We start from the raw sequence: 15,078 nt of genomic DNA, 5'->3' as shown, positions 1-15,078 counted from the left end.
ACTTCATCGTTTAAAACATCATTTTTGGTTAAATAAACAGGCGTATCCACAGGTTTTTTATAAATCCCGGTTATTTCTTCTTTACCGTTCCAAATGAACTTAGTTGGTTTGCCTAAATTGGTTGATATAATTTTCATAGAGTTTACTCTCAATTGTCCATTTGACTGGCTCCAGAATTTGAGCATTTGAAATAATTGTCGCGAACATAAATAAAAGGAAAAAGATGATGTTTTTAAAATGTAATTGTCTTGTTAAAATCAGTCTCATAAAATTAGATTTAAGTTGATGCCGTGCTTTTTAAAATAGTAGTTAACGGGATTCAGCTTGGATGCGGCGGGCATTTGGAGCCGTATGCTTCAAGCATACTCCTAACTTCTTAAAGATACTGATTTTCATAATTATTCGTTACCACCCGCCTGCCTGCGGAAGGCAGGCTGTATCTAAGTTGATATTGTGCATAGTTTCTTTACATCGGTACAGGTGAAGTTTTTTCAGTCAGTCTTTTTGCATTTTCAAGAAATGCAATCATTTCCGATGCCTTATTTACCACTTTTATTATTGTTCCATTTTTATCTACTATTATATGCGTCGGATAGATTTGTAGGTTTAATTTTTTTTCTAAAAAATCTTTTTTTTCTGGAACCACCTGATATTTAAAAGGTTTCTTTAATAGGAACTTCTCTAATTCAGGTTTAGAATCCAATGCTAGACTAACAAAAACTATATCGTTTGCATTTATATGATTTTCCACAAGCTTATTTAGTTCAGGAAACTCTGCAACACAAGCCGTGCAACCAATAAACCAAGTTTTAATTATGGTAATTTTTCCTTTGGTGTTTTCATTGTTAAAGTGATTACCATTCAAATCTGTAAAATCAAATTTGGGAAAGGTTTTACCTTCCATATTGAAGTGTTTAAGATTAGTTGACGACTCATTTTTCATTGTATTTCCAATACTTTTATCAGCTAAAGAGTCTAATTTGTACAGTTTATATGTCTCTATCTTATCTTTAGATTTTAACTTTAAAGGAATAAAATCACCAGAAGTTAATTTCTCCAAAAATTGTTTTTTATCGATTGTATCGGATTTTTCATTTACAGCTATAAAATTCGATGATAATGAGATGTTGTTATAATGGTAAGTCCACCATTGAATGAAATCAGTTTCAATTTTATTGAGATTTACTTTAGATTCAAGGTTTTCTCCTTTATCGGATATTAATCTATCTTCTGATTTTTCCTTACAGACAGAAAATAGAGTTGGAAAAAGTAATATTATGATTATTTGGTGTTTTCTCATTTTCTTTAAAATTATGCACAGCGATGAATGCAAATCCAGTACTGGGATTTTACCAAAATAATTATTTTAAACGAAATTTTAAGGGAATTTCCAAAAATTCGTAAATATTGTATTTTGGATACTGTTACAGAGTGTTTTCTTTAATTTTCAATATACTCTATGGCTTGCTGAATAATTGTCTGATTAAATGATTCCATATCAGGAGCTACAGGAAGACCATATATTTGCTTTTTCCTATCAGCCATATAAGATACTGTTAAATATAAAGTGGCGTTATTGCTTAAATTAAAGCCACTATTGGATGTGGATAATCCGCAGGTTGGAGTTCCAAAGCTTTTGGTATTGTCTCTACCTATAAAGAATATAGCAATTGCCTCCCCTGAACTTGCAATTCCCTTGTCATACAAAACTGCAACTTTGGGATTAGGATTTATCAATTCATACGGATTTAAAAGCTGTACCACACGAGTCTGATTAACTACGGATGCACCATTGGAATATCCCCAGGAGGTTTGTTTATCATTTGGATCAATAAAATATCCGGCGATACCCTCTCCAAGTATCGGACCAATACCCGCCAATGCCGGCCACATATTGCCTCCACCGCTCCCTCTTAAATCTACTATCCAACCCAGAACATTTTCATTGTCTACTGTTTTTATCGCCTTTTGAATTTCTTCTGCATAAGCAATCATTTTTTCATTGTCTGACCCTGAAGATATCTTAACAGCAATATATCCTATATTTTCGGGTAGTATTGGTCTGCTGAAAGCTTCACCTCCACATGTCAAACTAGAAGTGCCCCGTATAGTACTTCCATCTGGCTTCATGAAAACACTGTGATTATCACCCAGAAGTGTTAAAGCTAATTGAATTGCAGGGTAGGTTTCATCTATATTTTTTGCTGCTTCTGCTCTTTTAGTAACCTGATTTCTGAAATCTTTCCAATCAATTTCATTTTTATAAATGGAATTTTTTTCCATAATAGTCAATACTTGGTTTAGAAAATTATCAGCCTCATTAGGGACAGGGGGTTCATCTTCTCCGCAAGCAATTAGCAGGAAGGAAAATAGGGATAAAAAAACAGCTCGTAGATTCATGATAATTTAATTTAATTTTCCGTACGTTTTGCTTCTGGAAACTATTGCACTCTTTGTTCCATATGACAGACATAGCTAAATTATTACAGATATATTTGACATATCTAAATTTAGAACTAAAATCCTAAATATCCAATCTGTCTTTTTACCCAAATCTACCAAATGCAATCTTCTTCCTAATAAAATCCACCTGATCAGGGTTTTTCGGAGAAGCTTTAATTATTTTGCAGGATGCAGATCAGACTTATCGCCGTCGGCAAAACAGACCATTCCGCTATCCAAACCCTTTTGGATGAGTATATCAAGCGCTTGGGGTTTTATATCAAGTTTGAAATGGAAATCATTCCGGATATTAAAAATGCCAAGAATCTGTCTGAAGCAGCCCAAAAGGAAAAAGAAGGAGAGCTGATTCTAAAAAAAGTACAGACCTCTGATGAATTGGTTTTGCTTGATGAACAGGGAAAGCAATATTCCTCCGTGGATTTTTCGGACTATCTCCAAAAGAAAATGAATGCAGGCTTGAAGCAATTGATTTTCGTCATTGGTGGACCCTATGGATTCTCTGAAAGTGTCTACCAAAGGGCCAACGGCAAAATCTCCCTTTCCAAAATGACTTTTTCGCATCAAATGGTGCGTGTGTTTTTTGTGGAGCAGCTGTATAGGGCTTTTACTATTTTGAAAAATGAGCCCTATCATCATCAGTGATAACCTTTAGAGATACCTCGTGCCTACCAAGGACATGAATCGGAGCAGCCGTCATGCTGAACATAGAGAAGCATCTCTCGAGGTTCAGGAAAAGGATGGCTTTGACCAAAAGGGTTAAATATTTTTCCAGTAATTCAACCGACTAACTGTACCTCTGGAGATCCTTCGTGCCTCAGAATGATGGTTGCCTATCGGGTAACTTAATGTCATTAGCTTTTCTGAACACTTCCATAATGTTTTCGACTTGAGATGACGCCTGCCTGCCGTAGGTAGGAGAAATTTGATGTCATCTCATTTCTTTAAATGCCAATTTTCATTACTGGAGAGAACATATCTTTCATCCCCAATATTAACTTAACATTAACATTTTCATGAATTGTTTTGTCAATGTTAATTTAATGTTAACTTTGAGTTAACCAAAGGTTATCATATGCATTCTGTCAGTCATGAAAAAGTTATTGACCATCCTGATATTGATCTTATTTTTGGGCTTTCATGCAAAGTCCCAGGATGATTATGTGGAAATTAAGCTGACACTTTTTGAAACCAACTTGGAGAAGAAATATTTCACCCAACACCAAGATAATCCCTTTCTATTACTTCAGGCCCTTCATCCGGAAGAAGAACCGAATTTTAAAAGTTGGGATAAACTGATCAAAATTTTAGACAAAAAAGCGCAAAGAAAAAACGTAGATGTTCAATTGCTGTCGGATATCTTTTTTAAAACCCATAATCACTTATTAAAGACTTATGCCCCACATTCCTTTTTTTCGGGAACACTGAAAAATGGCGTCTTTGATTGCGTTACGGGTTCGGGTGCATATGCACTGCTTTTAGAGCGTTATGGTATTCCTTACATTTTGGTCGAAACAGATGAACATATTTATCTGAAAGGTCAATATGAAGGAATACCTTTTATTTTTGAGAGCACATTTGCACAAAACGGGCTTATTCTTGGCGAAATTAATGTCAGACAGTTCGAAGAAAAATTTATAACCTTATCAAAATCAAGTGAACCAAATCAGCTTCTTGTTTTAGGAAGCAATTTCAACAATTCAAATAAGAACAGAACTTTTGAGCATATAGGACTTAAGGAATTGGCAGGTTTGCAGTATTATAACTATGCCATCGAAAAGTTTCACGAAAAAGACTTCAAAGGGAGTTTTGTCCAGCTATTAAAAGCCGAATTTCTTTACCCTTCTTCTAGAATTGTAGATCTGAAAGAAAAAATGGAGCTTCTTCTAGGGATTGTGGATAATGGGGAGATTCAGTAAGATGCGCTATTTAGGATTTTGATATAGAAAATCCTACTTTTTTGTATAGTCGAGTATTCCTGATTTAATTTTCCAAAACCCAAAATAAATTGTACTCCATGTCCCTGTAGGGACAAAATATGGGTAGAACAGATTTTAAAATTAGGTTGCCGTGCCTTTAGGTACGGAATGTATTTTGTACCTAAAGGCACAAAAACCAATCATAATTTGAATTTTTCTACCAACATGATGTCCCTAAAGGGACAAAAAATTTGGTTAACCTTTTGTTGATTTATTTAACCAAAAAGCTTTTAAAGTATCATTTTAGATACTTTTATTTTTTTCCGTTCTGAAGTATCGTCAGTCCACGCAAACCAAACCTGATCGCCATTGACTGACAATTGTGGGAATCCACTTGAGCGCTTTTCGGAAGTTTCAGTAATTGTCATGGGTTGACCCAGTTTACCCTCAATGGTAACAGTCCTTGCCATTATTTTCCCTTCTTCCATCCAAGTGACCATTGCTAAGTTGTTCTTGATCCAGTCAATATCAACCCTTCCTATTGTTTTGCCCAGATCTATTCGAGTTGTTTGATCAAAAGATTTACCAGCATTTTTGGATAGCCCTACTTTCACTTCAGGACTGTCTTTCGATGCGGTATACCATGCTACAGCAACTTGATTTCCATGTGCAGTCACTCTTGGGCCATTTACAGGACATGCGGCTATTTGCCATAGGTCCATATATACAGGACCCGTCTCTGACCATTTGTCACCAAGCCATCTGATGATTCCCAAATCCCTGATCTCAGTTTCTGACCTGTCCCTGAATACGATGATCGGTCCATTGACAGACATGGAAATACTTGTTTGGCAACAGTCGCAAACCCTGTCATCCAATTCCCATTCGTCCAGTTTATTCCCTTTAGAATCTAAAAGGGCAGCCCTCAACGACATTTGACCATGGTGGCTATGGCTATGATCATCATCGTTATTGGTTTCCGTATTTCTTCCATCTAACCACGTGATAAGCATATTCTCACCCCAAGTTGCCATAGAAACAAAACCATGTTCAGTTTGGGTATTGTCATCATGAAGCACAAAAGGAGAAGTCCAATCAACCCCATCCGCAGATAAAGTTACTTTGATATCATAAGCAAATGTTCCTGGACCACTTTTTTCCAAAAAGAATGCTAGCAATGTCCCGTCTTCAAAGGATGCCATTTGTGGATAATCTGCCCAATTGACAAACCAGTTTGATCCATCAGCGATCAAATAGGGATCTGACCAGGTACTGTCTTTTAAAACGGAGTACTTAAAATAATTTCTATCAGCCGATTTCTCTACCCAAGACAGGTAAGTTTTGCCTGTATTTGAAGTGAATAGATATGGTTCCTCAAGATGATTTTCCTCTGACTCCAAAACTTTTACCAGCTCTATATTTTGTAGCATACTTTCAATAGTTTTTTCCGAACAAGAAAAAAAAATCATTCCCAACATCGTTAGAATATAGAATGGCCTTAAGATTTCAAATAAAGGAATCATTCTGCTACTACCATTTTAAATCCTTCCCCATGAATAGTAATAATCTGAACCTTCGGGTCCTCCTTGAGTATTTTTCGGATTTTGCTGAGATATACATCCATGCTACGGGCATTAAAATAGGAATCATCTCCCCAGATCTGTTTGAGTGCATGGCTTCTGTTGACCAACTTGTTCATCTCAGAAGCTAAAAGCCTAATCAGTTCATTTTCTTTGGAAGTCAACTTGTGTGTGCCGGATGGGCTGATGATATACTGTTCATCATAATGCAGTTCAAAAGCACCAAAATTGTAGACCTTGAGGATATTGACCTCTTCTGATTTTTGGGTCCTTCTAAGTATGGCGGCTATTCTTAAGAGTAGCTCTTCCATGCTGAAAGGCTTGGTGATATAATCATCCGCACCGATTTTAAGGCCTTCAATGATATCCTCTTTTAGATTTTTTGCTGTGAGGTATATAATCGGAAGGTCTTCCTGCACTTTTTTGATTTCTTTACCCAAGGTGAATCCATCTTTTTTGGGCATCATGATGTCAAGAATGGCCAGCCCAAACTTGTCTTTTTTAAACTTGGACCAACCTTCTTCACCATCTCTGCATAGGGTGGTTTCATATCCTTTCATGGTCAGGTATTCCTGTAGGATGTCTCCCAAGTTGGGATCATCTTCGACTACCAATATTTTGGCTTTGCTCATTGTATTTTGGGGAGTTTAAGGGTGAATATACTTCCTTTTCCTGGTTCACTGCTCACTTTTATTTCTCCTTTGTGGGCTTCTATCATGGTTTTGACATAAGCCAAACCCAATCCAAACCCTTTTACATCGTGTAGATTTCCGGTGGGAACCCGATAAAATTTATCAAATATTTTTTTTAAGGCCTCTTTTGTCATACCGATACCATGGTCTTTTACTGAGACAAATATGCTTCCGCTATCATCCCATGACCTGATTTGGATGTCTGGTTTGTCTTTTGAATACTTGATGGCATTGTCCAAAAGGTTGTTGATAATATGGGAAAGATGATAAGTGTCTGCTTCTAGGTAAGGATCACGTAACTTGTTTCCCAAGTCAATTTTTCCTCCTTTGTTTTCTATCTGTAAAGCAATTAGTTTTTTGGAACTTTCAAGAATTTCAGAAATATCCAGCTTTTCAAATTTGAGTTTGAATTCTTTTTTGTCTAGGGCAGCGGATTGAAGCACTTTTTCTACTTGGCCACCAAGCCGTTTGTTCTCATCTTTGATTATGCTGAGATACCTATTGCGAAATGAATCCTGACTTATCAAATCCGGATCCTGTAAAGCTTCTATCGCCAAACTAACTGTGGCAATGGGGGTTTTGAATTCATGAGTCATGTTATTGATGAAGTCATTCTTGATTTCCGAAAGATTTTTTTGCCGGATGATTACCCTGATGGCGTACACAAAACAGAATATAACTATACCGATAAAAAGCAAAGAACTAAGCACGGGTAACCAGATTTGACGGAATATATAGGCGTTTTTACTTGGGAAATGTACCACCAAATAATTTTCCTTACCTAATATATCACTTGGAAATAGCCTTGCTTGAAGATTACTAGTTACAATTTTAGTGGAATCAAAAATACCTGATATTGGAATAAGTGTTCCGTTATCTTCCCTGATGCCTAAGTTGAAGGATTCAGCTATTCCCCTTTCTTTAAGATTATTTTTTAGAATACTTTTCACCTGGCCTGTATCTAATCTTGACAGGATATCCTTTTGGCCTTCCAAAAGTTCTTCCCATGCCCTGTTCATAAATTCTATTTTGAGGTTGGCACTTCTGATTTTGTCAAGCGCATCCCTTGGGATATTGTATTCCTCAATAAAATCAGCATCCCTTCCAATACCATACCTTCTTCGAAATTGGGTTTCAGCCTGATTAAGGAATTGATATTGCCTTTGTCTTTCTTCTAAAAGGATTTCCATTTCATCCGGTGTAAATAGGCTTGAAGCGATTTCCGGTGTCAGATTGGTGAAAAAGTTATCTAAATCAGCAAACAATGATAGGTCCATACCTCTTGATTCAATCAGTCTTTTGAAACTTTGGCTGATCTGGGGAATAGGTTGCTGCAACAAAGAATCCATGACGGAAGGCCTCCTTCTTTCTGTGGGTCTTTGCCTGACCTGCACTACTATGGGCTCTATCCTTTGGAACAATGACTGCTGCAATAAGGTGTCTTTGGCCAAATAACTTAGGAAAATATCACTTGTTTCACCTTTATCAATTTGCGAAACTGTAGAGATGAGAGACTGATAAACGTTTTGCTCAAATCTTTCTTCATTGATCCTAAGGGCATTGGTTACCCAATAATACTGAAACCCGATCAAGCCGACGCTTGCTATGGACATCAGCATAATAATCAATTTCATTTTAGACTTGGACATGCTACAAATTTATACCTTATTGAATGGGATGGTGAATGCTTAACGTTTTTTAACCGAACAAGAATTCTCAATATCTAAAGTTTTTTGGCCTGAATTGAGAACATTCTGATCGGTAGAGTTCATTTAAGGAAATAAAATTATATAAAACACAGCAGGATTTCACCCTTTTATATTGTAGGTCATTCCTTATCTTTGCGTTTCAAAATTTAGATTTATGAATATCGAAGATCAGCAATTTAGGATACAGGGAGTTTCTCTGATAGATTTGGCCAAGACCTATGGTACTCCATTATATGTATATGATGGGCAAAAGATCTTGGAAAAAGTTTCCCTGCTGCAAAAGGCTTTTTCAACTGTGAATTTGAAAATAAAATACGCTACCAAGGCCCTGTCAAATATCAATATCCTGAAGTTGATGAAAAAAGCCGGAACAGGAGTTGATGCCGTATCCATCGAAGAGGTACACCTTTGCCTTCATGCTGGATTTGAACCACACGAAATTATGTATACACCCAACTCCGTATCTTTTGAGGAAATCAAATCTGCGGTAGATCTTGGCGTAATGATCAATATTGACAACATCCCGATATTGGAGCACTTTGGAACCTTTTATGGCAATCAGGTACCTATTTGTATTCGACTCAATCCCCATATTCTCGCTGGAGGCAATGCAAAGATTTCAGTGGGCCATATTGACAGTAAATTCGGGATATCCATTCTTCAATTGAAACATGTGCTAAAAGTGGTACAGGCTTATGACCTCAATGTCATCGGGCTTCATATACACACTGGATCAGATATATTGGATGCGGAGGTATTCCTGAAGGGTGCAGAAATCCTTTTTGATGCAGCAAGGGAATTTAAAGGATTGAAGTTTCTTGATTTTGGAGGTGGATTCAAGGTAGCGTACAAGCTAGGAGATATTTCGACAGATATGATGGAAGTAGGGGAAAAGGTTTCTTCTGCTTTTAAGAAATTTTGCAAAGAATATGGAACAGAACTTGAAATATGGTTTGAACCAGGCAAGTTTCTAGTTTCTGAATCCGGTTTCTTATTGGTCAAAGTCAACGTTGTAAAATCAACTCCCGCATCCACATTCGTTGGGGTGGATTCCGGCCTGAATCATCTTATCCGTCCAATGATGTATGATGCCTATCATGATGTGGTCAATGTATCTAAACTAGATGGTCCAGAAAGGGTGTATACCATCGTTGGTTATATCTGTGAGACAGATACAATCGCCGCTGACCGCAAGTTGAAAGAAGTTAAGGAAGAAGATATTTTGGCCATTAAAAATGCCGGAGCTTATGGTTTCAGCATGTCTTCCAATTATAACTCAAGGTTGAAGCCTGCTGAAATATTGATATTGGACGGAAAAGCCAATTTAATCCGTGAAAGGGAAACCTTTACAGATATCTTAAAAAACCAAGTGGATATTGATATCAATTGAAAACCTTGGATTCAACAAATCCCGGCATAGATTGTCGGGATTTTTTTTATCAATTTTTTGTGAATTGATTTTTTTAGTCCTTTAAGTCTTTTTAGATCGAATCGACTCTCCTGTCTAATTATTATATCACACAAATTATTAGACTGAATGATATTTTTAATGGTTATCCGCAATGTTGCCAGTAATTTGGTATTCCATACAATTCTCGGTTGGTTGTTTAAATATCCGGTAATTCGGTCTTTCGACTTCGGTCTGCAGTCCCGTTTTTTAAAGAATTCCGGGTTACTGGCAAGAAAGCGTTTAACCACAATATTTTTAGTATTTTCATCAAATTTTGGAATGACCAACATTTGACGAAAAATATTTTATTTTTTTTCCTCCACCAGAAGCCATCATTTTTTTCTTTCATATCAACAAAAAAGTAAATCCACTTCCCGAATTTGAAATTGGAATAAAAACGCATCCATGTTTGTGATTTTTAGGCGTTTTCAGGTAAAAAATCTTTTGTGCCATTTTTTGTTTTTTTGGAATAAAATTTCTTTTATTAATCAATCACCCGATTATTTAGAAATATCATTTTGATGAATGCCAATTACATAAAATAATATTTCAATTTACAAAAAGCAAAATTTTGCTTTTTAATGACAGATTTTCTTAGAGCAACAAGGCTATTGATTATAAATAGTTTTAAAATGAAAAGGCACATTTTTACATTAAAAGTACTGTTTTTCCTGATCTTGAGTCAGGCAATTCAGCCTATTGTCCACTCCCAAAGCAGTAGGTTCTTCAATTTATCTTTTGCCACCAAAAATGATTTTGCGAAAGATAAAAACTTTGATACTCATGCTAGGGTAAATGCAGGACCTGGGGATGCCATCATGAGTGTAAATGTCAGTGGACAATTGGCCCTCTGTACCCACAACGATAGGGGTCATATCATTTTAGACATCATTGGAGGAGTTCCTCCATATACTTTTAGATGGAATAATCTGGAGACCGTTCAAAACAGGTATAATCTTTTGTCAGGAACTTATTCAGTTTGGATCAAGGACAGTTTGGGTTATGAAATTCAGGAAAGAATCGTGGTTCAGCCTCCTTTCCCGCTTGTGATAGAAATGGCAAATACAAAAGAGGCTAGCTGTATGAACAGCAATGATGGAGAAGCTAAAATAAATATCTTAAAGGGTAGAGGAGAACCATATAAAATTGAATGGAGCAATGGCCTGAAAAATCAAATGCATGCAAAAGGATTGACTCCCGGTACCTATTCAGTAAAAGTATCGGATCAGTTTGAATGTAATCAGACAATATATTTCGAAATCAAAACTAGTCATGCCGAAATGCACATTTCCGAAGAGCTCACAAATGTGTCCTGTTCCAATGGGGATGATGGCTCTATTTCAGTTCAGGTTTCCGGAGGAAAATCGCCATACAATTATCAGTGGTCAAACGGAGTGACAACAAAATCAAATAAAGGTCTAAATCCCGGAAATTATGATGTTTTGATAACCGATGCAGGAGGCTGTTCAGTTTTCAGAACATTCCAAGTTGAAGCCTCAAGTCCAATTGAAATTTCTGGGGAGGTAAAATCTGAATTATTGTGTTTTCATTCTGAAGAAGGATTCATTTCATTAAATGTAGAAGGTGGCATAGCGCCATATACATACGATTGGTCTAATGGTGGCAAGACAAACAAAATTCAGAATCTAGGTCCTGGGGAATACGGGGTAAAAGTCACGGATGCCAATGGATGTTCAGAAGAGAAAATTTTCAATATTGCTGGCCCTGAAAAATTGACAGCAAAAATCGAGACAGCCCTTGATATCAATTGCGAACTTGGAGAAGCCAAAGGCGTGGCTTGGGTGACTATCAAAGGAGGTAAAGCACCCTACAAAGTACATTGGCAAAATGGTTCGGATGATATCAGGGAAATCCAAATAGCGGATGAAAAAGAAATTGCTGTAGAAGTCACTGATGCCTTTGGATGTACAGTAATGGAAACGGTCACTGTGGATTTTTCTATCATTGCAGCGGCGGAGAGGTTGGAATTCAACTATAGAAAACTTGATTTGGATTTTGAAGATGAAATCTCAGTTGATGAACCTTTGCTTTTCGAAAGTGCCATTGCAGAAGATTTTATTGCTTGGGAATGGGATTTTGGAGATGGAACCAAATCAAACGAAAAAGACCCCATCCACATATTCAAAAAACCTGGTGAATTTGAAGTTGTTTTGAGGGCATATGACATGTTTGGTTGTTCTTCTGTGTTGACGGAAGAAGTGAGGATTAAAGAATATCAAGAGTTTTTTCTGATGCCAAATGCCTTTTCACCCAATGCAGATGGACTCAATGATAGATTTCATCCTGTGATGAAGGGTGTTGCAGATTATAAAATGGATATTTTTAACAATTGGGGTGAGCATCTGTACTCCAGTGCAGGAAGAGGCAGTGAAGGATGGGATGGTTTTTTGAACGGGCAGTTGCTACCCAATGGCAACTACGTCTACAAAGTAAATTACACTACCTCAAAGGGAGAGGAAATTCAAAAATCAGGGACAGTTACTTTGATCAGGTGAAACAAATTCCCCTTTAAAAACTTTTCTTTAAGAAATAACATTCTTATGGGGAAGACTTTAAGGCTTATACTAGGAGACCAATTAAACCAACAACATTCATGGTTTGAAAAGACAGACTCGGATATTTTGTATCTGATGATGGAAATGAAGCAAGAAACAGGCTATGTAAAGCACCATGTCCAAAAGGTTGTGGGCTTCTTTTTGGCTATGCGAAATTTTTCGGAAGAGCTTCAAAAAATGGGGCATCAGGTCCTGTACTGGAACCTTGACCAGGAAAACAATTCCCAAAACCTTTCCGACAATCTTTCTTTCATTATTGAAAAACATCAGATTAGTCATTTTGAATATCAGCTTCCAGATGAATATAGGTTGGATATTCAGTTGAGTGATTTCTGTGAGAACCTTAAAATTTCTTTCAAAAAGTATGATTCTGAACATTTTTTGACGGAGAGGACTTTCCTTGCTGAATTTTTTAAAGGTAAGAAAACCTATCTCATGGAAACTTTTTATAGAGAAATGAGAAAAAAATATAATATCCTAATGGATGGCAAAGAGCCTTTGACCGGTAAGTGGAATTATGACCAAGAAAACAGAAATAAACTCAAGGATCCATTATTGCTCAAAAGACCAAAGGTTTTCCCGAAAAATGTTTCTTCAATTTTAAAAATGTTGGAGAAAATGGAAGTTGAAACGATTGGTTCCATTGAAGAAAGCAAATTTGACTGGCCTGTATCGAGAGAAGAAAGCCTTGAGGTGCTCGATTATTTCTGTGAACAATTACTTAAGAGATTTGGAGAATATCAGGATGCCATGTACAGTGGGGACGAATTCTTGTTTCATAGTAGACTAAGTTTCAGTCTAAATACCAAAATGCTTTCACCCTTAGAAGTTGTAAGTGAGGTGGAAAGATATTTTGAATCTCATCAGGATTCTGTTTCAATTGCGCAGGTGGAGGGATTTATCCGGCAGATATTAGGTTGGAGAGAATATATGCGTGGCATTTACTGGGCCAAGATGCCCGACTTTGCAACAATGAATTATTTCGGGCATGATCGAAAGCTTCCCGATTTCTTTTGGACAGGCAAAACAAAAATGAACTGTCTCAAACACAGTATTGGGCAATCCCTCAAAACTTCTTATGCCCACCACATTCAAAGATTGATGGTCACGGGTAATTTCGCATTGTTGGCGGGAATAGACCCGTATGAGGTAGACCAATGGTATTTGGGGATTTATATTGATTCGATTGAATGGGTAGAAATTACCAATACACGGGGGATGAGTCAATTTGCAGATGGAGGAATTGTAGGAACCAAACCCTATGTATCCTCTGCCAACTACATTGATAAAATGAGTGACTACTGTCAGGGATGTCACTACGACAAAAAACTTAAAGTGGGAGAAAAGGCTTGTCCTTTCAATAGTCTATATTGGCATTTTTATAATAGAAATACTGATTTGTTATCCAAAAACCCAAGAATCGGAATGATGTATAGAACTTGGGAAAAAATGAAAGACAAATCGGCTATCCTTGATCAAGCTGAGTTTAATTTGGAACGGTTGAATGAACTTTAGGAAATCAAATCATTGAATTCTTACCTTGTTATATTTCTTCATGATGGTGATGACCTCTTCTACAGGAATTCCTTTGATGTGATTTCCATCCTTACCTAGCATATCAGTTGCAGCAAACAAGGAATTGATAATAGCTTCTTCGGTAGCTTCAATGGTCGCCAAAAATAAGGGACTCATATCGTCATTCCTGAGGAATGTATTTTGTTCAAGATTTAAAGGTGGTTTTTGATGTTTGATTAGATTTTCAGTGTTGGTCGAAAAAGCAATTACATAATCCCCTGAACCATTGGAAGCAATTCCTCCAGTTTTTGCTAATCCCATCATTGCCCTTTGGGCGATTCTTTTCAGGTTTCTTTCATTTATGGGTGCATCTGTGGCCACTACAATCATACAGGAACCATCCGCAGAAGCCAAGTGGTTCATAAAACTATATTTCCCCAATTCAACCCCAACAGGCACTCCATCAATTTCTAAAATCCCCCCAAAATTTGATTGGACCAAAACCCCCACGGTATATCCTCCAAGGGAATCAGGCAGTTTTCTGGAAGAAGTACCGATTCCACCCTTGAATCCAAAACATACTGTCCCTGTACCTGCCCCAACATTTCCTTCATCCACAGCACCCTGCTTTGTATTTTCAATGGCAAAAAGTACGTCTTCTTTGCTGATATGCTGTCCTCGGATATCATTTAAAGTTCCATCATTGGTTTCTCCCACTATTCCATTGACAGATTGTACTTTTTCATTTCCCGGTTGTTTCAGGGTATATTCAATGATACCCTGCAAGCCTGCGGCAACACTCAAAGTATTGGTAAGGATTATTGGGCTTTCAATATTTCCGAGTTCTTCTATTTGTGTACTTCCTGCTAATTTTCCAAAACCATTGCCAACAAATACGGCAGCCGGCACCTTTTCCTGAAATAGATTTGCTTGGTGGGGAAGGATTGCTGTGACTCCCGTTCTGATTGAAGAACCTTCATTTTTGGTAAAATGACCCACACTTACTCCTTCCACATCCGTAATGGTATTGTTTTTTCCCACTTGAAGCACTCCAATATTTATCCCCAAGTCTCTTGCTCTTTTTTGTGCAAATATTGAATTGGTAGTTAGCATTATTAGGATTGCAGTTAAAAGGATTGTATTGATTTTGAGCATTGATATTTAGTGAAAGTAGGTG

General features: G+C 37.0%; 11 protein-coding genes. 5 read left to right on the top strand and 6 right to left on the bottom strand.

Annotated elements, in window-relative coordinates; genetic code table 11:
- Positions 1-466: 466 nt before the first annotated feature.
- Positions 467-1,300, bottom strand: coding sequence for a TlpA family protein disulfide reductase (locus ACEW8U_RS17275; RefSeq protein WP_373523305.1), 834 nt, complete (start codon positions 1,298-1,300; stop codon positions 467-469).
- 140 nt (positions 1,301-1,440) lie between these two features.
- Positions 1,441-2,400: a S41 family peptidase gene (locus ACEW8U_RS17270; protein WP_373523304.1), complete on the bottom strand. Its 960-nt coding sequence runs from the start codon at positions 2,398-2,400 to the stop codon at positions 1,441-1,443.
- Between the two features lie 231 nt (positions 2,401-2,631).
- Between ACEW8U_RS17270 and rlmH the strand changes: the two genes are divergently transcribed.
- Positions 2,632-3,105: a 23S rRNA (pseudouridine(1915)-N(3))-methyltransferase RlmH gene (gene rlmH, locus ACEW8U_RS17265; RefSeq protein WP_373523303.1), complete on the top strand. Its 474-nt coding sequence runs from the start codon at positions 2,632-2,634 to the stop codon at positions 3,103-3,105.
- 446 nt (positions 3,106-3,551) lie between these two features.
- Positions 3,552-4,379 carry a hypothetical protein gene (locus ACEW8U_RS17260; protein ID WP_373523302.1) on the top strand — a complete coding sequence of 276 codons (828 nt, stop codon included), beginning with the start codon at positions 3,552-3,554 and terminating at the stop codon, positions 4,377-4,379.
- Between the two features lie 290 nt (positions 4,380-4,669).
- Here the strand turns inward: ACEW8U_RS17260 and ACEW8U_RS17255 are convergent, their stop codons facing one another.
- The 3 genes from ACEW8U_RS17255 to ACEW8U_RS17245 form a co-directional block, all read right to left on the bottom strand.
- Positions 4,670-5,809, bottom strand: a complete 1,140-nt coding sequence (locus ACEW8U_RS17255) for an exo-alpha-sialidase (protein ID WP_373523301.1) — start codon at positions 5,807-5,809, stop codon at positions 4,670-4,672.
- A gap of 89 nt (positions 5,810-5,898) precedes the next feature.
- A complete protein-coding gene (locus ACEW8U_RS17250) occupies positions 5,899-6,591 on the bottom strand; it encodes a response regulator transcription factor (protein ID WP_373523300.1) in 693 nt (230 codons plus the stop codon).
- On the bottom strand, positions 6,588-8,300 hold the full coding sequence (locus tag ACEW8U_RS17245; protein ID WP_373523299.1) for a sensor histidine kinase: 1,713 nt from the start codon (positions 8,298-8,300) through the stop codon (positions 6,588-6,590). The genes ACEW8U_RS17250 and ACEW8U_RS17245 overlap by 4 nt, the downstream gene beginning before the upstream one ends.
- A 214-nt stretch (positions 8,301-8,514) precedes the next feature.
- On the opposite strand from ACEW8U_RS17245, the gene lysA reads away from it, so the two are divergent.
- The 3 genes from lysA to ACEW8U_RS17230 all read left to right on the top strand — a co-directional run bounded on the left by lysA (position 8,515) and on the right by ACEW8U_RS17230 (position 13,901).
- A complete protein-coding gene (lysA, locus tag ACEW8U_RS17240; RefSeq protein ID WP_373523298.1) occupies positions 8,515-9,750 on the top strand; it encodes a diaminopimelate decarboxylase in 1,236 nt (411 codons plus the stop codon).
- Between the two features lie 692 nt (positions 9,751-10,442).
- Positions 10,443-12,326 (top strand): gliding motility-associated C-terminal domain-containing protein, encoded by a 1,884-nt coding sequence (locus ACEW8U_RS17235; protein WP_373523297.1) that lies wholly within the window; start codon positions 10,443-10,445, stop codon positions 12,324-12,326.
- Between the two features lie 45 nt (positions 12,327-12,371).
- Entirely contained in the window at positions 12,372-13,901 is a 1,530-nt protein-coding gene (locus ACEW8U_RS17230; RefSeq protein ID WP_373523296.1) for a cryptochrome/photolyase family protein, read from the top strand.
- A 9-nt stretch (positions 13,902-13,910) separates the two neighbouring features.
- On the opposite strand, the gene ACEW8U_RS17225 is transcribed toward ACEW8U_RS17230, so the two are convergent.
- Positions 13,911-15,014: a P1 family peptidase gene (locus ACEW8U_RS17225; RefSeq protein WP_373523295.1), complete on the bottom strand. Its 1,104-nt coding sequence runs from the start codon at positions 15,012-15,014 to the stop codon at positions 13,911-13,913.
- Positions 15,015-15,078: the final 64 nt, after the last annotated feature.

This window comes from Aquiflexum sp. (assembly GCF_041751335.1).
GTDB lineage: Bacteria > Bacteroidota > Bacteroidia > Cytophagales > Cyclobacteriaceae > Aquiflexum.
This window is presented reverse-complemented; position numbering and strand designations above follow the sequence as displayed.